Genomic DNA, 17,091 nt, shown 5'->3' with positions numbered 1-17,091 from the left:
TCGTTATTGCATCGCCAATTGGGTTTGCTTGTTCTGTGAAATGCTAGCCATCAACTGTTTGCTGAGCGCATCGAATTGTGGCTTTTCTTTACGGGCAATCGATTCGGCCTTAGGTAAATCAACCGTTCTTGGATTACGGTGTACGCCATTGACGATAAATTCATAGTGTAGGTGAGCGCCAGTGACGCGTCCTGTCTTACCTAAGGTGCCGATAATTTGCCCCTGCTTAACGCTGGCCCCTTTACTGACGTTGCGTTTGGTCAAATGCAAATACTTAGTCGTGTAGGTATCGTTGTGCTTAATGAACACATAGTTACCGTTAAATTGATTGTAGCCGGATTCGACAACTCGGCCATTTCCCGCCGCCTTAATGGGGGTGCCGATGGCGGCAACATAATCAACGCCGCGGTGAGCCTTAACTTGCCCCGTAACTGGATGTAGGCGTTTCGGGTTGAAGTTTGAGCTGACGTATTTAAAGTCAACCGGTGAGCGCAGGAAGGCCTTACGCATGCTAGTACCGTTTTCAGAGTAATAGTTACCGTCGGTATAGCGAATTGCGGTGTAGCGCTCATCTTGGTTGATAAACTCGGCGGCGAGGATATTGCCGTTACGTAAAAACTCGCCTTCGGCATATTCCTGCTCATAGATAATGGCGAAGCTGTCGCCCTCACGTAAATCCAAGGCAAAGTCGATATCCCAGCCAAACACGGTCGAGAGCTGCATAATTTGGTTTGCGTTTAAACCCGCATCGACGGCGGCATTCCAGAAGTTACTCTTGATTTTCGCACTGGTGAATTGGGTGCGGATTTCAATGTCTTTTTCGGAGATTTTCTCGGAATACTTATCCTGATCCTTTGTGATCACTAAAGTCGATACCGCATCGACACGGTAGCGGACTTCGGTTAAATCGCCCTTGGCATCCTTCGAAATCACAATTTCTTCGCCAGGGATGATTTTTAACAGATTCTGTTTGGCGAGCGGTAACTGGGTAATTTCATACACATCTTTGCTGGTGAGCCCCGCGCGCTCAAATACCGCGGCTAAGGTATCGCCATTTTTCACATTAAAATGCTCAACGTCCCTATGGTGGGCGCTCTCTAAGGTTTCGCTGGCGGGCACATTGCCTGCGGCTAATGCCTCGGCCGAAGATAACGGCGTGGCGTTGGTGGATGTATCTTGCGATTGGCCCTCAACCCCTTCTGGACGCTCTGGTGAACGAAAGGCTAAGGGAACATCGTAACGGGTATTGACTTGAGCTTGGTCTGCGACACCTTGAGTTTGTCTTGAAGCTTGCGCTTCTTCAGAGGGAAAGAGCAGGGTTATCGTAGTGATAACAGAAAGAATGCTGAGGAGAATTTGATGCTTTTTAGGCAACAATTTAAATAACGTTATAACCTTTCCCATGTGACGCCGATACCGATTACCTAAGGCTTGAATAATCCCGTTAGTGTACACACTTTCAATTGTGGTGGCTAACAAGTAACATAAGTCTCCTCATTTTATAATCATGGCCTTAGGAGTCCCCGCCGAGATGGCTGATTTAGACCAAGTATTAGCAGAAATTAGACGTGGTACCGATGAGATCCTACTCGAATCGGATCTGCTGGAAAAACTCAAAGAAGGACGTCCACTTCGTATCAAGTTAGGCGCTGATCCTACCGCACCGGATATCCATCTTGGACACACAGTAATTTTAAATAAATTAAGATTATTCCAAGAGTTAGGTCATGAAGTCATTTTCTTAATTGGTGACTTTACCGGTATGGTGGGTGATCCAAGTGGTAAAAACAGCACGCGTCCACCACTCACCCGTGAGCAAGTATTAGCCAACGCCGAGACCTACAAAGAGCAGGTCTATAAAATTCTGGATCCTGCAAAAACCCGTATCGAGTTCAACTCAAGCTGGTTAGAGCCATTAGGCGCAGCGGGGATGATCCGTTTAGCCTCGCAGCAAACCGTTGCCCGTATGATGGAACGTGATGACTTTAAGAAGCGCTATGCTTCGGGTCAGTCGATTGCTATCCACGAATTTATGTATCCACTTTTACAGGGTTATGACTCAGTAGCCCTGAAGGCTGATGTTGAACTAGGCGGAACCGACCAGAAGTTCAACCTGTTAATGGGCCGTGAGTTACAGAAAGCCGAAGGCCAAAAGCCACAAGCCGTGATCATGATGCCACTGCTTGAAGGTTTAGACGGCGTGAAGAAAATGTCTAAATCGGCGCACAACTACATTGGTGTGAGTGAGCCCGCCAATGAAATGTTTGGCAAGATCATGTCGATTTCTGACGAATTAATGTGGCGTTACTTTGAGCTGCTGTCATTCCGTCCTTTGGCCGAGATTGAACAGTTCAAACAAGATATTGCCAACGGTGCTAACCCCCGTGATACTAAGATTGCGCTTGCGAAGGAAATCATCGCGCGCTTCCACGACCAAGCGGCGGCCGAGAGTGCCCATCAAGCCTTTATCGACCGTTTCCAAAAGGGCGCTATCCCAGATGATATCCCAGAGGTTGAATTAGCGGCGGGTGAAGGTTTAGCGATTGCTAACTTACTTAAAGATGCCGACTTAGTGGGTTCGACTTCCGATGCGATGCGTATGATCAAGCAAGGCGCGGTGAAGATGGACGGTGAGAAGGTTGATGATAGCCGCATGACCTTAAGCGCTGGCACGGTTGCCGTATTCCAAGTCGGTAAGCGTAAGTTCGCGAAAGTGACTCTGGTTTAAGTTGAACCATGTTAGTGCCGCTTGTGGGGGCTTAAGACGGTTAATAAGCACTTACCAAGCAAATAAAAAGAGCGCCTAAGGGCGCTCTTTTTATATCTGCATTTTATCTCGATAGCTTAAGAGACTGTGCTTAAGGTGCTGTGCTGGCCTCATGCTCGCCGATATTGCATCTGTCGGTACCGAAATGCTGACCATCGCGACACTTCCACGCCAGCTGGGCGGAATCCACTTGCCAGCGCTGGGCACTTTTCTTAAGCGACAGAATTAATAGCATTTGTGGGTGCTGCTGCGACAACTCGCTCACTTGATAGGTAAACACGCCATTTTTGGTGGGCTGAGTGCGGACAAGGGTAAACTTTTTACCCGCATATTGGCTGCTGATGGCGGTGGGATCTTCGCTCCAGGCTTGATGTTGCTCCTGGGCGGCCCGCAGTTGCTGGTTGAAATGGCTTACGGGTTGCACCGCGTAGGACACAATAATCGGCTGCTGCGCCTGTGCATGGGGCGCGAGCATTAGGCCATTCAGGGCGAGTAGGGCAATCAGTCCAAACAACTTCATACAAACCTCATTGAAACGAAACGACCCGTGGGCAAAGGATGCCACACCTCAATCGTATTGACTCATTGCAGGTTTCGACTCGTTTTGAGGGCTCAAGTTTCAACAAAAGCTAAATTTTGTGACTACTGCATCGCTAATTGGTCTGACATGGTCTGGTAATCAATCAGATCCACATGCTCTGTGACCCTGTGATTACGCATATCGAGCTTAAGACTGGTGACTCCAGGAATGGCGACATCAATAATTTTTCCGGGTTTGCCAAATTGCTCGCCGGGACCTTTAAAGTGATAGTTACCAATCATCACCACGAGGGAGCCAGCGTTATACATATGCTCGATATTGAAATCATATTCGAGCACACCCTCGTGGGCGCGCTCGAGGAAGTCGATAATAAACCGCCCACCCGTGTATTTACGATTGGCGGTTTTATCGAAGAAGACGGTATCACGGTTATAGAATTTGCCGAGTGTTTGATAGTCGTGCTCGGTTAGCGCGTTCATGTATTTTACGGCTAACTGCTGTTCTGCTGGCATTTCCCCTGAGTTAGCGTGTACAGACGCAGGAAACAAGGCCGGAACCCAAATAAGACAGACTAAAAGACACAATATTCGCAAACTATTCCCTCTTGGTTTTGAGATCAAAGGCGGGTAACGACAAATGCCATTTGATGGCGCATAGGCGAATGATTAAGGCACTGGTCATGGCTAAAAATAGTGCCGTTTTTTCGCCCATCCCGTAGGCAAGGCTTACGGTATAACCTATGCCGCCAACAATCGACGCCGTGGCATAGATTTCTGTGCGTAACACCATAGGGATTTGTCTGCACAGTAAGTCTCGAATAATGCCTCCTCCTACGCCCGTGATCAAGCCCATCACGACGGCAATCATGCCACTGAGTCCCATATTGAGGGCTTTTTCAGCACCAATCACAGTGAACAGAGCCAAACCTAAGGCGTCGGCGACAGGTAGCGTGTATTGCGGCATCTTGCGGGGACGGCGCACTAACAGCAAACAAGCTAGGACTGTGGCAAGTATCACAATGATGTAGTTAGGGTCGCGGATCCAAAACACCGGCGTGGCGCCTATCAGCGCATCGCGAATACTGCCACCGCCGACCGCAGTCACCGAGGCCAGTACGATAACGCCAAAGGGGTCCATACGGTGACGACCAGCGGCTAAGGCGCCAGAAAGGGCAAATACCGCCGTACCACATAAATCGAAGAAGTAAATCCAGTGGCTCATTTACTCATCTCTTTGATGTGGATGTTCAACGCGTCCACAGAAATACGAATTTCTATCACAGATAAAATCAGTGAATAGAGCAGCAGTAACAAGCTGGCACCGAAGATCACCGAGCCCGTCTTATTAAAACCGATATAGATGAAAATCATACAGAGCACACACAGGGCAAAGCTGGATACGCCTGCCTCCTGCATACGGCGAATAATCCGGATCCGCTGGCTTAAGTTTTTAATCTGATCCTTATGCACGGGTTTGTCGCCGTTACTGAGCTGACGGATCAGCGCGGCCAGCGCAAAGAAGCGGTTGGTATAGGCGAGTAATAGCAGTGAGATTGCCGGAAATAGCAAGGCGGGAGTTGTTAATGAAACATGCATGTTTTCGAACAAGATAGTCAGCCTTTAACCTAATGTTAAGATTAAAGGCATCATATCACAGGGTTTGTAGCCAGCGTAAACCCGCCCAAATGATCGGAAGAAAGGTGATAAAACTAAACCAGATAGCACAGGCCCGTGAGGCGAGTTTTACTGCGGGGGCAATCATCTCTTGGTGCGGCTGCGGGCCATAGACTATCTTAGCCACATCAATGCGTTGCCCCGAAAACTTCTGCGGTCCACCCAATTCAATGCGTAAAATATTAGCCACTAAGGACACGCTCATCACATAACCCCGCAGGGCTGGATGATTTTTAGAGGTGCGAAACAGCAATGCTAAGGCCTTGGGGCCGCCTTGAATCGCAATCGACAGGCTCCATAACCAAGCGGGGATCGCCAGTAGCGCCGTAGAAATAACGTGTACCGAACTGCAAAAGTGCTGGTACTTAGGTTGAATGGGCGGCCAACTGAGTTCGAGCTGTTTAATCATTCTCACCGCCAGTACCATAGGGGCGCCTGCGATCGCAAAGAAGAAGATGGTCGATGCCGTGCCATAAATCGGCGCGGTAGCGAGCTTTTCTATCGTGGCCTTGGTTAAGCCGACTTCCGATAGATTATCCGTATCACGGACAATCCAAGGCTGTAATAGCTTTTTTGCGCTGGCATTGTCCTCGCGTTTCAATGCTTTAGCTATTTCGTCGGCGACTTGGCTAAAGCCTGCATCCGTTAAACACAGATACAGAACTAAAAATTCGAAGAACCAAGGGAAGGCGGCGAGTTCGAGTAAGAAAGTGATAATCGCCCAGAAGGGGAACACCAGCAGCAACATGGCTAAAAAGCCCGCAGTTGCCTGTTGACTGGGCGCGCGCTCGGGGCGATTGACTTTGGCGGCGAGCTGTTTGGCTAAGTGACTAAACCAAATCAGCGGTTGCATTTCCCTTGGCAATGGCGCTAAACGCGCCAGCAATAAAGCAAAGAAAAGTACCAAGAAGCCCTCAAACAAAGCGCCATCAATTTCGACAAGTTGTTGATAAAAAGAACTGTGCATCAGGTACTTTCCGCAATCATGCTTTAGTCAATTACTTTACTGTTTGGATCTAATTGCTCAAGCAGCAACATCACCATCAGTGCCGAATGGTAGCCTGCCTTCACAATGTAAGAATCGAAGTCGACCGGTGAGTCGTTGTTGGCGTTGTCAGAGAGCGAGCGGATCACCACAAATGGCACGCCAAACTGGTGACACACTTGGGCAATTGCCGCGCCCTCCATCTCGCAGGCCGCCATGGTTGGGAAGTGCTCCAACATGGTCTTGGTTCGTACTGGGTCGCAGATAAAACTATCGCCCGTACAGATTAAGCCTTCAATGGCTTTTACTTCACCTAATTGTGCGATCGCCTTATTGGCCGCTTCGACTAAGTATGGCGCGGGGATAAACGCCGCAGGTTGCTGCGCCATTTGGCCAATTTCGTAACCAAATACAGTGACATCCACATCGTGGTGGCGTACTTCGGATGAAATCACGATATCGCCAATCGACAGTGTATCGACAAAACCGCCCGCAGAACCTGTGTTGATTACCGCATCGGGGGCGTATTTTTCAATCAGCAGTGTGGTGGCGATACTGGCGGCGACTTTGCCAATACCAGAGCGTGTCACTACGACGTCTTTGCCCGCTAAGGTGCCTGCGATAAATTCAATGCCCGCAATCGTTTGTGAAGAGGCGTTTGTCATAGCCGCAATAAGATGGGCAACTTCTGGCTCCATTGCGCCAATAATACCAATTTTCATGGGAGACCCTTTTGATTCAACTGAATGTGTGATGCCACTAAAGCGTGGGATAACAGAATGGCGGCTAATATACCACAGTTATGCTTTGGCGTTATTGTGGGATTGCGATTGCTTGATTGGGATAGGATAAAACGCGCGGAAGATAAAAAAATGCGCACCCTAAGGTGCGCCAAAATTCACAAGCAAATGGTGGACTCGTGGGTACGAGTCCGAGACTCACAGGTACAGCGGTACAACAAAAAACAATTAATCTAAGTAGTTAAGAATGCCTTGCGCGGCATCACGTCCTTCGGCAATTGCGGTCACAACCAGATCCGAGCCACGCACCATATCGCCGCCAGCAAATACCTTTGGATTGGTGGTTTGGAATGGGTTATCGGCTTGTTTACTGGCTTTTACTCGGCCCCATTGGTCGAGTTCAATGCCGTAATCGGCAAACCAAGGCGCAGGGCTAGGTTGGAAACCGAAGGCGATAATCACCGCATCGGCGTCGAGTAACTGCTCACTGCCCTCAATCGCTTCGGCACGTTGACGGCCACTGGTATCGGCTTTACCCATTTGGGTTTCAACGCATTCCACGCCCACCACTTTGCCATCCTGGGTTTTAATCGCCACGGGTTGACGGTTAAACAGGAAGTTCACGCCCTCTTCACGGGCGTTTTGCACCTCGCGGCGTGAACCCGGCATGTTGGCTTCGTCACGGCGGTAGGCACAAATCACACTGCTGGCCCCTTGGCGCACGGCGGTGCGGACACAGTCCATAGCGGTATCACCGCCACCTAAGACCACCACGCGCTTACCGGCAAGATTCAGGTAAGGCGTTTCTGGATTACTGCTACCCATCAGATGATGAGTATTGCCAATCAAGTAGGGCAGAGCTTGGTACACGCCTTGGGCATCTTCGCCCTCTAGGCCCGCTTTCATGGCGGTGTAGGTGCCCATACCGAGGAAGACGGCATCGTATTCCTCAAGCAGTTGGTTAAAGGCGATGTCCTTACCGACAGTTACGCCCAGCTTGAACTCGATTCCCATGCCTTCTAACACAGTGCGGCGAGTCGCCATCACGGCTTTATCCAGTTTAAAAGCCGGAATTCCGTAGGTCAGCAGGCCACCAATCTGGGGATATTTATCAAACACCACTGCCTTAACCCCATTACGGGCAAGAATATCGGCGCAGCCTAAACCAGCAGGGCCAGCGCCCACAATCGCGACCTTTTCCTTGCGTGGCGTGACCTTGCTCATATCCGGACGCCAGCCTTGGGCGATGGCGGTATCGGTAATGTATTTCTCCACATTACCGATAGTCACAGCGCCAAAGTCAGCGTTTAGGGTACAAGCGCCTTCGCAGAGTCTGTCCTGTGGGCAGACGCGGCCGCAGATCTCAGGCAGGGTATTGGTCTCATGGACTAAATCTGCCGCTTCCATGATCCGACCCTGCTGCGCCAGTTTCAGCCAGTTAGGAATATAGTTGTGCAGCGGGCATTTCCACTCACAATAAGGGTTACCGCAATCGAGACAACGGTCCGCCTGTTCAGTCACCTGAGCTTGAGCAAAGGGCTGATAAATCTCAATAAACTGAGTCGAACGCTTTGCTGCAGGGTGTTTAGTTGGGTCTTTACGACCCACTTCAATAAATTGAAAATCGTTACTCATCTGCTATTACCCCGCTTTAACTGCTAGTTCCGGGCTCGATTGCTCTAATTTGAGCAGATCTGCAACGGCGATATTTTTCGGTTTCACTAAAACAAAGCAATCTAACCAGTTGGCAAAGTCGCTTAAGATCATCTTCGCGTGCTCACTGCCAGTCTCGGCCACATGTTCTTCAATCAAGCCTTTCAAATGCTGTTGATGAATCGGTGACTCGAGTTTTTGGGTATCGACAAGCTCGTTATTCACGCGGCGATTAAAGCGGCCAAATTGGTCGAAGATATAGGCAAAGCCGCCCGTCATCCCCGCGCCGAAGTTCACCCCGGTTTTACCGAGTACGACTACGATACCGCTGGTCATGTATTCGCAGCCGTTATCGCCTAAGCCTTCAACTACGGCAATAGCGCCCGAGTTACGTACCGCAAAGCGTTCACCCGCTTGGCCCGCGGCGAAGAAGCGTCCGCCCGTCGCACCATACAAACAAGTGTTACCGACAATCGCGCTGCGCTCGCTCTGGAACGGACTCCCTAGCGGTGGATAAATCACAATCTTGCCGCCCGACATGCCCTTACCGACGTAGTCGTTGGCATCACCGCAAAGCTTGAGTTCAAGGCCTGGGCTGTTCCATACCCCAAAGCTTTGGCCAGCACTGCCGTTAAAGCTGAGTTTAATTGGGGCCTTAGTGCCTTTAACACCAAGAGTGGTGGCGATATAGCCCGATAGGCGTGCGCCCACTGAGCGGTCGGTGTTGTTGATACTGTAAGCGGCATCGAAACACTCGCCCTTATCGACCGCACTCTGGCACTCGTTGAGCAGATGTTGGTTGAGTAAGCCTAAATCCGCTGGCGGATTGGTTTCCTGCCAGGTGCGCGAAGTGCTGGCTCTGACCTTAGGCTGATACAGAATTGGCGCTAAATCGAGTCCACGTTGTTTATCAGTCTGGCCTTCTAAGGTATGTAGCCACTCACTGCGGCCCACTAAGTCTTCGAACTTGCTGACCCCTAGGGTTGCCATCCACTCGCGCACTTCCTCGGCGACAAATTCAAAGTAAGTCATCACTCGCTCTGGTAAGCCGTGGTAGTGGTTATCGCGCAGTTTCTTGTCCTGAGTTGCGACACCAGTGGCACAGTTGTTCAGGTGGCAAATACGCAGGTACTTACAACCTAAGGCAATCATAGGCACAGTCCCGAAGCCAAAGCTTTCGGCGCCGAGTAAGGCTGCCTTGATGACGTCGGTTCCGGTTTTTAGGCCGCCATCGACCTGTAAGCGGATCTTATGGCGCAGACCATTTTCCACCAGAGATTGATGCACTTCGGCAAGGCCGAGTTCCCATGGGCTGCCAGCGTATTTCACCGAGGTGATAGGGCTCGCGCCCGTGCCTCCATCGTAGCCAGAAATAGTGATCATATCGGCGTAGGCTTTTGCTACACCTGTAGCGATAGTGCCGACACCTGGCTCAGACACTAACTTCACGGAGATCAGTGCCTTGGTATTGATTTGTTTTAAATCGAAAATCAGCTGTGCTAAGTCTTCGATTGAATAAATATCATGGTGCGGTGGTGGTGAAATCAAGGTTACACCTGGGCGCGCGTGGCGCAGCCCTGCAATTTCCACACTCACCTTATGGCCGGGGAGTTGTCCGCCTTCACCGGGTTTTGCGCCCTGGGCAACTTTAATCTGCAGCACATCGGCGTTGACTAGGTAATGGGCGGTTACGCCAAAACGTGCCGATGCAATTTGTTTGATCGCCGAGTTACGCTCGGTGTTAAAGCGGCGTGCATCCTCACCACCTTCGCCCGAGTTAGAGCGGCCGCCTAAACGGTTCATGGCAATGGCTAATGCTTCATGGGCCTCGGGGCTTAAGGCGCCGATACTCATGGCAGCACTGTCAAAGCGCGGGAATAAATGGCTGGCAGCTTCAACTTTATCCAGTTCAATTGCGGCTTGGTCAGCTTTAATGCCAATCAAATCCCTTAGGGTGGCGACTGGGCGGTTATCGACTAATTCGGCGAACTTCTTATAGGTCGCAAAATTCTTATCGATTAAGGATGCCTGTAGCGTGTTGACCACATCAGGGTTGAAGCAGTGGTACTCACCGCCATCCACGTATTTGAGTAAACCGCCTTGTGGCAGCGGCACATGGGCGCGGTAAGCGGCCTTATGCAGCAGCGCTTGATCTTGAGCGATATCCTCAAAGCTGGCGCCTTCGATGCGGCTTACCACGCCTTTAAAGCAGAGTTCAATCACATCGCTGGCAATACCAATGGCCTCAAACTGTTGGCTACAACGGTAGGAGCCGACGGTGCTGATCCCCATCTTCGACATGATCTTACGTAGGCCTTTCTCGATGCCGTAGCGGAAGTTCAGCATCAGCGCCGTGGTGTCGGTCAGTTGATGGCGTTTCGCCAGATCTGAGATTGATTCATACACTAGATATGGATAAATCGCCGTGGCACCAAAGCCGAGTAGCACTGCAAAGTGGTGCGGATCCCGTGCCGATGCGGTCTCGACAATGATGTTGGTATCGCAGCGCAGGCTCTTACTCACTAGCATTTGTTGTACTGCGCCAACCGCCATGGCCGCTGGGATCACCTGCGCCGATTTATCAATCGCGCGGTCGGATAAAATCAGCAGAGTAGTGCCACTGCGGGCTAAACGTTCGGCTTCCGAGGTGATGCGGCGAATCGCGTGCTCTAAGCCTTCCTTCGGATCGTAGTTTAAGTCGACGATATTGGCGCGATAGTAAGTGCTATCTAATCCGAGTAATTGATTGAAATCACTGAATAATAATATCGGTGAGTTGAACATCACCCGATAGGCATGCCCAGTGGTTTCGTTGAAGAGGTTTTGCTCGCGGCCGATACAGGTCGCCAGAGACATCACGTGCTTTTCACGCAGCGGATCGATAGGCGGGTTAGTGACTTGAGCGAATTTCTGTCGGAAATAGTCATAGAGTGAGCGTGACTTTTTCGACAATACGGCCATTGGCGTATCGTCGCCCATGGAGCCTGTCGCTTCTTCGCCTTGTTTTGCCAGCACCCAAATCACTTGTTCAAGTTCTTCGCGGGTGTAACCAAATTGCTTTTGGTATTGCAGCAGTTGCTCAGGGCTTAATTCGCTGGCGCCATGTTGCTCCGTTGCTAACTGCTCGGCAGGGACCAGAGTCCGGCTGTTTTTGGCCATCCACTCTTTATAGGGGTGGCGACGCTTAAGGTCGTTATCAATTTCGAATGACTGGTATAGACGGCCATTGAGTGTATCTAACACTAACAGCTCACCTGGGCCGACACGGCCTTTTTCAATCACTTCATCGGCGGCGTAGTCCCAAATGCCCACTTCGGAGGCGAGGGTTAAGATACGATCTTTAGTGATCACATAACGTGATGGACGCAGACCGTTACGATCCACCGCGCAAGCAGCATGGCGACCGTTGGTCATGACGATACCCGCTGGGCCATCCCAAGGTTCCATATGCATGGAGTTAAAGTCATAGAAGGCTTTTAGCTCATCATCCATCTCTGGGTTACTCTGCCATGCTGGCGGAATAAGCAAACGCATGGCGCGGTATAGGTCCATACCGCCTGAGAGCAACATCTCGAGCATATTATCGAGCGATGAGGAGTCAGAACCCGTTTCATTCACAAAGGGCGCCGCCTGTTGTAAGTCGGGCAGTAGTGGTGAATTAAACTTGTAGGCACGGGCACGGGCCCATTGGCGGTTACCGGTAATAGTGTTGATCTCGCCGTTATGGGCAAGATATCTAAAGGGCTGAGCGAGTGGCCATTTAGGTGAAGTATTGGTTGAAAAGCGTTGATGGAATAAACAAATAGAGCTCTTCAAACGAATGTCAGCAAGGTCGGGATAGAATGCGGGTAAGTCGGCAGGCATCATCAAGCCTTTGTAGACTATGACTTGGCCTGAAAGACTCGCGACATAAAAGTCTTTATCGTCAGTAATTTGTTGCTCTAATCGGCGGCGAGCCATGTAGAGGCGACGCTCAAGATCTTTCTCACGCCAGCCAATCGGGGCGTTGATCAGTACTTGATAGATTTGCGGTAGGCTCGATTTACCAATTTCACCCAATACTTCAGGATTGACGGGGACTTTACGCCAGCCGGCAATGCTTAAGGTTTCACGCTCGAGCTCGCGTTCGAGAATAAACTTGGCTTGGTCGGCCAGTTCTTCATCTTGGCTTAAAAACAACATGCCCACGGCGAATTTGCGGCTCAGGTGCCAGTCATTTTCCGCGGCAATGGCTTCAAAGAATTGCAATGGTAGCTGCATTAATAAACCACAGCCGTCCCCAGTTCGACCGTCAGAGGCGATACCGCCACGGTGTTTCATGCGATCGAGGCCATGGATGGCGGTACGCACGATACGATGGCTGGCTTCGCCATCCATTTGTGCAATCAAGCCAAAACCACAATTGTCCCGCTCAAAACTGGGATGATATAAGCTCATACAAAAACCTCCCTTGACCTCAACGAAATTACTACTCGGGGAGAAATGTAAAGACTTTCTATAGATATGCACCCGAACCACCCAAATTATCCTGAGATTAACCAAAGGTCAAACCAAAAATTTGCATAAAATATGGGTATTCATTCATGTTTCATACACAAAACACAATTACTTGACGTTAACGTTAACTGATTAAAGTGCTGTATAACATTATGAATAAAAAGAATTTTAAAAAATGAAAAACGATGGGATTACTAAAATGTAACATTGAAATCGATTGTTTTTGATTTAGAAATAGTGATTTTTATTGCAAATACAGTGGTAGTATAAAAATTTATAATAAATGAATTGTTATTCTGTTTGCTTGTGAGTGAAATCACGGAGTGTAAAGACACTGTGAGCAATGACTCAGGTTTTAAGCTTTGCCGCTGCGAATCTAACCGGAGTTTGATTTACCACCAAGAAAACGATGCTCGCTTTGTTTATCATGAGTTTTTTCATCTAAACACACGTCTTTATTTCTTCTTTTTTGTGATTTTATCTTGGTTATTTTTAATGAAACGACATGAAATTTGGCAGGAGAGCTAATGGGGCTCGATGCATACGTAAACACATTCGGTGCCGTGTGTAAGGCGAAATACGGCGAGCGCTTACGCAAGCTGACTATCGATGCCAAATTCACTTGCCCTAACCGCGATGGCACCCTAGGACGTGGCGGTTGCACCTTTTGCAATGTGGCCTCCTTTAGTTATCAGCAGGCGGAAACGCTCAGCATTAGTGAGCAGCTAGAACAAGGGAAAGTCCGTTATAAACAGGCTAAACCTAAGCTGAATGCGGATAAGTTTATCGCGTATTTTCAGGCCTATACGAGCACCTATGATGAGTATCAGGTGTTGATGGCTAAATACGATGAAGCGGTCAAAGACAGTGAGATTGTGGGTTTATGTGTCGGTACGCGTCCCGACTGTGTGCCAGACAAGGTTCTCGATTTATTAGCCAGTTATCAGCAAAAGGGTGTCGATGTCTGGCTGGAGCTTGGATTGCAAACCGCCAACGATAGAACCTTGCATAAGATTAACCGCGGGCACGATTTTGCCTGTTATTGCGATACAGTTGCACGGGCCAGAAGCCGAGGCCTAAAAGTCTGTACTCACCTTATCTTAGGCTTACCCGGTGAAACTCACCTCGATTATATGGCGACACTGCAGGCGGTGCTGGCGCACGGCGTCGATGGCTTAAAGCTACATCCATTACATGTCGTTGAGGGCAGTACGATGGCGAAGGCTTGGCGCGCAGGACGCTTGCCATTGCTCAGTATCGAAGAGTATGCGGCTTGTGTCGGCGAGCTGGTTCGGCATACACCTAAAGAAGTGATTTTTCATCGGGTGACCGCCTATGCGAAAAAACCGATACTACTCGCGCCCGACTGGTGTGGTTATCGTTGGAATGGTTTAGTGGCAATTGTTGAGGATCTTGCGCGTAAGGGTGGACAAGGCGCGGCATTAACGCGACCATAATGACCATATCGCTTGAATGGATTCAGTTGAAATCGATTTATCGCTGAGAGTGTTTGAAATAGTTGATTTTTTGTTAAATAAAACATCATTTGACCACAAATGCTGCTATAAGTTGCACTGACAATTTTAGTGGGTATCATGTCATAAACGTGTTTTAAGCATTGGACTACTTAAGGGAGGCCTAGATGGCCACAGTTGAATTAGAAACAATCCTAGATCTCAATACGTTAGAACAGTATTGCAGTGCGATTGGTGCCGGAACTCTGCTAAAGAGTGTGGTCTTGTTTGAGCAATTAATGCCTGAGTATGTAGGGAATCTAGTCAAGGCTAACGAAGCTGCCGATAAGGACACTTTATGCGCCGAAGCCCATAAATTTAAAGGTGCAGCGGGCTCTGTGGGGTTAAAACGTATTCAGCAAATTGCCCAGTTACTCCAACATGGTGAAGAAACACGTTGGGAAGCTGAACATGGAACCTGGGTCGCGCAAATTGTTGAATTTGCAAGTGCCGATCTCCAGCAATTAAAGCAATTCCTACAGGCGAAAGCTTAGTCTGTACTATGGAGGTGCAGCTTCAGGTTGCACCTCAATAACCTCAGTTCCAGTCTTTATCCCCTCCGTTTGTTCTCCGTAAGCGCTCTCTTAGGTTTTCCTTTGATTGAAAATCGATTTTGCTCACAGTATTGAGCAATTCAGCCGCGTTTTAGTTGATAACTTATGCTAGAGTTGATTAAATTTATTAATTCATAACCTTAGTGGCAATCGATTAAATGAAAAATTTACCTAGCCTCAAGAATTTATTCTATTTGGTGAATCTTCACCAAGAGCAGAATTTTAACCGCGCCGCTAAGGTGTGTTTTGTCAGTCAATCAACGCTATCGAGCGGGATCCAGAATCTTGAAGAACAGCTCGGCCATCAATTGATAGAACGTGATCATAAATCCTTTATGTTCACCGCTATCGGTGAAGAAGTGGTGCAGCGTTCCCGCAAAATCCTCACGGATGTGGATGATTTAGTCGAACTGGTTAAAAACCAGGGCGAACCTATGACTGGGGATATCCGCTTAGGTTGTATCCCAACCATTGCGCCATTTTTATTAAGCCGCGTGGTTAAGCAATGTCAGCAAGCTTATCCGGCGATGAGTTTATTACTCAAAGAGGATACTACTGAGCGTTTGCTCGATGCCTTAGGCAAAGGGGAGTTGGATTTACTGATCCTCGCTTTGCCCGTGGATACCAGTGGTTACCACAGCATGAAAGTCGGGATAGACCCCTTTAAGATGGTGATCCATAAAGATTTAGTGGGTGGCATTCATCAACCTATCGATTATCAGACTTTGCCCGATGAGAGTATCTTCCTGCTACAGAGTGAACACTGTATTACAGGGCATGCGATTACCGCTTGTCAGTTAGGTGACAGCGCTAAGGTGAATCCCTTTGCCGCGACCAGTCTGCATACTTTAGTGCAAATGGTGGATAGCAAGCTGGGCACCACCTTCTTACCGCAAATGGCGATCGATGCTGGCATCTTAAATGATACCGATCTGGTGGTGATGACTCCGCCCGGTGAAGCGCCTTACCGCGATATCGGCTTAGTTTGGCGACAAACAACCAGCCGGATTTTGACCTTCCGTACCCTAGGTTTACTTATTCAAAAGCTGTTAACCAAAGAAATCGAATAATCGCTGTAAGTTAAAGCTAGGATATTAGAGAGGGGAAACACCAAACACTTCAATCGAGTGTTGTTTCCCCTTTAATTTGACTGGACCCAAATTGGTTAAGCGGTATTCGCTATTGGGATTGTCGAGTCGGCCCGCCAGCGCACCAGAGATCAGCATGCGTTGTCCCAGTGGATTACACTGATCTTGAAGTCTGGCTAAGGTATTTAGCACATCACTAAAAAAGCTAATTTCTTGTTTTTGCACACCAACCACTGCAGCAACCACTTGGCCACAGTGGGCCGCCGCCTTAAATTTAGGCACAAACCCATAGTGCTCTTCAAAGTAACGTCGCTGCCAATTTAACTGCTGGCTAAATTCAAAATAGATATTCATGCAGCGGTCGTGCACCACGCCTTCTTCTAACGGCCAGTGGATCAATACGGCATCGCCCATATAACGGTAAATTTCGGCTTCGTTATTGGTCACTGTGTCGGATAGCAGGCTAAAGCTGTCTTGAATCAGGCGGCTAAAACGGTAATCCCCGAGGGACTCGGCGTGGGTTGTCGAGGCAACCATATCTAAATAAAGGAATAAACGCTGCTCGTATCGTGGTTTATGGTATTTACCTAAACCAATGTTGAGCAGAATACGCGGCCCAACCAAAAGTGCCATTTGTTCGACAAAGGCTAAGCTGACCCGTACGACCACTAAATAGACGATAAGCGCTTGGAAGGAAGGACTATAGAGAATATGCGCCGTGAGCATTTGTCTTAGGGTCGACATATGATTTTCAATGGCCCACATATTCAAGAACTGGGTCATATAGGCTAAGGTGGTCGCCCCGAGTAGCAGGAACAAACCTTTAAAAATCACTGAGAAAACATAGGGAAGACGATTGATGGCGCTGAAGTCGGCGATCAGGTTCGACATCCAATGTAGGCTGCCAAAAATGATGCCCATGTAGACGGCAAGCGTCGCGAGATCGGCCGAACCGACAGCCCATTGTGGTAACTCCGGCGACTGTGCATATCGGAAAAACACGAACGCAGCCATGGCTATCGCCCAAGCTAATATCGCAAAAAGAAGTTTTTTCGCTTGTCTACGTGCTCTCACAACGG

Annotated in this window: 14 protein-coding genes; 4 read left to right on the top strand and 10 right to left on the bottom strand. The window is 49.0% G+C overall.

Annotation, left to right across the window (positions count from 1 at the left end):
- Positions 1-3 precede the first annotated feature (3 nt).
- Complete coding sequence (locus tag K0H60_RS15315) at positions 4-1,404, bottom strand: peptidoglycan DD-metalloendopeptidase family protein (RefSeq protein ID WP_220056253.1); 1,401 nt, start codon at positions 1,402-1,404, stop codon at positions 4-6.
- Positions 1,405-1,531: 127 nt separating this feature from the next.
- On the opposite strand from K0H60_RS15315, the gene tyrS reads away from it, so the two are divergent.
- On the top strand, positions 1,532-2,728 hold the full coding sequence (gene tyrS, locus K0H60_RS15310; protein ID WP_011626902.1) for a tyrosine--tRNA ligase: 1,197 nt from the start codon (positions 1,532-1,534) through the stop codon (positions 2,726-2,728).
- 130 nt (positions 2,729-2,858) lie between these two features.
- Here tyrS and K0H60_RS15305 read toward each other — a convergent pair whose 3' ends face one another.
- From K0H60_RS15305 to gltB, 8 genes are all read right to left on the bottom strand, one after another.
- The gene (locus K0H60_RS15305) at positions 2,859-3,287 is read right to left on the bottom strand and encodes a hypothetical protein (protein WP_011717900.1); all 429 of its coding nucleotides are present in this window, start codon (positions 3,285-3,287) and stop codon (positions 2,859-2,861) included.
- A gap of 122 nt (positions 3,288-3,409) precedes the next feature.
- Positions 3,410-3,901 carry a nuclear transport factor 2 family protein gene (locus K0H60_RS15300; protein ID WP_011717899.1) on the bottom strand — a complete coding sequence of 164 codons (492 nt, stop codon included), beginning with the start codon at positions 3,899-3,901 and terminating at the stop codon, positions 3,410-3,412.
- 1 nt (position 3,902) lies between these two features.
- Positions 3,903-4,529, bottom strand: coding sequence for a trimeric intracellular cation channel family protein (locus K0H60_RS15295; protein WP_011717898.1), 627 nt, complete (start codon positions 4,527-4,529; stop codon positions 3,903-3,905).
- Positions 4,526-4,903, bottom strand: a complete 378-nt coding sequence (locus K0H60_RS15290; protein WP_011623626.1) for a DUF2721 domain-containing protein — start codon at positions 4,901-4,903, stop codon at positions 4,526-4,528. The genes K0H60_RS15295 and K0H60_RS15290 overlap by 4 nt, the downstream gene beginning before the upstream one ends.
- Positions 4,904-4,958: 55 nt before the next feature.
- A complete protein-coding gene (locus tag K0H60_RS15285; RefSeq protein ID WP_220056252.1) occupies positions 4,959-5,948 on the bottom strand; it encodes a cobalamin biosynthesis protein CobD/CbiB in 990 nt (329 codons plus the stop codon).
- Positions 5,949-5,971: 23 nt separating this feature from the next.
- Positions 5,972-6,688 (bottom strand): 5'-methylthioadenosine/adenosylhomocysteine nucleosidase, encoded by a 717-nt coding sequence (locus K0H60_RS15280; protein WP_220056251.1) that lies wholly within the window; start codon positions 6,686-6,688, stop codon positions 5,972-5,974.
- 246 nt (positions 6,689-6,934) lie between these two features.
- Positions 6,935-8,341, bottom strand: a complete 1,407-nt coding sequence (locus K0H60_RS15275; protein ID WP_220056250.1) for an FAD-dependent oxidoreductase — start codon at positions 8,339-8,341, stop codon at positions 6,935-6,937.
- 6 nt (positions 8,342-8,347) lie between these two features.
- Positions 8,348-12,796: a glutamate synthase large subunit gene (gltB, locus tag K0H60_RS15270; RefSeq protein WP_220056249.1), complete on the bottom strand. Its 4,449-nt coding sequence runs from the start codon at positions 12,794-12,796 to the stop codon at positions 8,348-8,350.
- A 587-nt stretch (positions 12,797-13,383) separates the two neighbouring features.
- Here gltB and mnmL point away from each other — a divergent pair.
- The 3 genes from mnmL to oxyR all read left to right on the top strand — a co-directional run bounded on the left by mnmL (position 13,384) and on the right by oxyR (position 15,994).
- Positions 13,384-14,313 carry a tRNA modification radical SAM protein MnmL/YtqA gene (mnmL, locus tag K0H60_RS15265; protein WP_220056248.1) on the top strand — a complete coding sequence of 310 codons (930 nt, stop codon included), beginning with the start codon at positions 13,384-13,386 and terminating at the stop codon, positions 14,311-14,313.
- A gap of 185 nt (positions 14,314-14,498) precedes the next feature.
- Positions 14,499-14,864 carry an Hpt domain-containing protein gene (locus tag K0H60_RS15260; protein WP_220056247.1) on the top strand — a complete coding sequence of 122 codons (366 nt, stop codon included), beginning with the start codon at positions 14,499-14,501 and terminating at the stop codon, positions 14,862-14,864.
- A 218-nt stretch (positions 14,865-15,082) separates the two neighbouring features.
- On the top strand, positions 15,083-15,994 hold the full coding sequence (gene oxyR / locus K0H60_RS15255; RefSeq protein ID WP_011717891.1) for a hydrogen peroxide-inducible genes transcriptional activator OxyR: 912 nt from the start codon (positions 15,083-15,085) through the stop codon (positions 15,992-15,994).
- A gap of 24 nt (positions 15,995-16,018) precedes the next feature.
- Here oxyR and K0H60_RS15250 read toward each other — a convergent pair whose 3' ends face one another.
- Positions 16,019-17,086: an adenylate/guanylate cyclase domain-containing protein gene (locus tag K0H60_RS15250; RefSeq protein WP_041412723.1), complete on the bottom strand. Its 1,068-nt coding sequence runs from the start codon at positions 17,084-17,086 to the stop codon at positions 16,019-16,021.
- Positions 17,087-17,091 lie beyond the last annotated feature (5 nt).

The sequence above is a fragment of the Shewanella mangrovisoli genome, from assembly GCF_019457635.1.
Taxonomy (GTDB): Bacteria; Pseudomonadota; Gammaproteobacteria; order Enterobacterales; family Shewanellaceae; genus Shewanella; species Shewanella mangrovisoli.
This window is presented reverse-complemented; position numbering and strand designations above follow the sequence as displayed.

What these genes read in the sequence shown, in the direction of transcription:
- K0H60_RS15275 (WP_220056250.1), bottom strand. Translation starts at nt 8,341, where the DNA reads ATGAGTAACGATTTTCAATTTATTGAAGTGGGTCGTAAAGACCCAACT.
- gltB (WP_220056249.1), bottom strand. Translation starts at nt 12,796, where the DNA reads ATGAGCTTATATCATCCCAGTTTTGAGCGGGACAATTGTGGTTTTGGC.
- K0H60_RS15260 (WP_220056247.1), top strand. Translation starts at nt 14,499, where the DNA reads ATGGCCACAGTTGAATTAGAAACAATCCTAGATCTCAATACGTTAGAA.
- oxyR (WP_011717891.1), top strand. Translation starts at nt 15,083, where the DNA reads ATGAAAAATTTACCTAGCCTCAAGAATTTATTCTATTTGGTGAATCTT.
- mnmL (WP_220056248.1), top strand. Translation starts at nt 13,384, where the DNA reads ATGGGGCTCGATGCATACGTAAACACATTCGGTGCCGTGTGTAAGGCG.
- K0H60_RS15285 (WP_220056252.1), bottom strand. Translation starts at nt 5,948, where the DNA reads ATGCACAGTTCTTTTTATCAACAACTTGTCGAAATTGATGGCGCTTTG.
- K0H60_RS15295 (WP_011717898.1), bottom strand. Translation starts at nt 4,529, where the DNA reads ATGAGCCACTGGATTTACTTCTTCGATTTATGTGGTACGGCGGTATTT.
- K0H60_RS15305 (WP_011717900.1), bottom strand. Translation starts at nt 3,287, where the DNA reads ATGAAGTTGTTTGGACTGATTGCCCTACTCGCCCTGAATGGCCTAATG.
- K0H60_RS15280 (WP_220056251.1), bottom strand. Translation starts at nt 6,688, where the DNA reads ATGAAAATTGGTATTATTGGCGCAATGGAGCCAGAAGTTGCCCATCTT.
- tyrS (WP_011626902.1), top strand. Translation starts at nt 1,532, where the DNA reads ATGGCTGATTTAGACCAAGTATTAGCAGAAATTAGACGTGGTACCGAT.
- K0H60_RS15315 (WP_220056253.1), bottom strand. Translation starts at nt 1,404, where the DNA reads ATGGGAAAGGTTATAACGTTATTTAAATTGTTGCCTAAAAAGCATCAA.
- K0H60_RS15290 (WP_011623626.1), bottom strand. Translation starts at nt 4,903, where the DNA reads ATGCATGTTTCATTAACAACTCCCGCCTTGCTATTTCCGGCAATCTCA.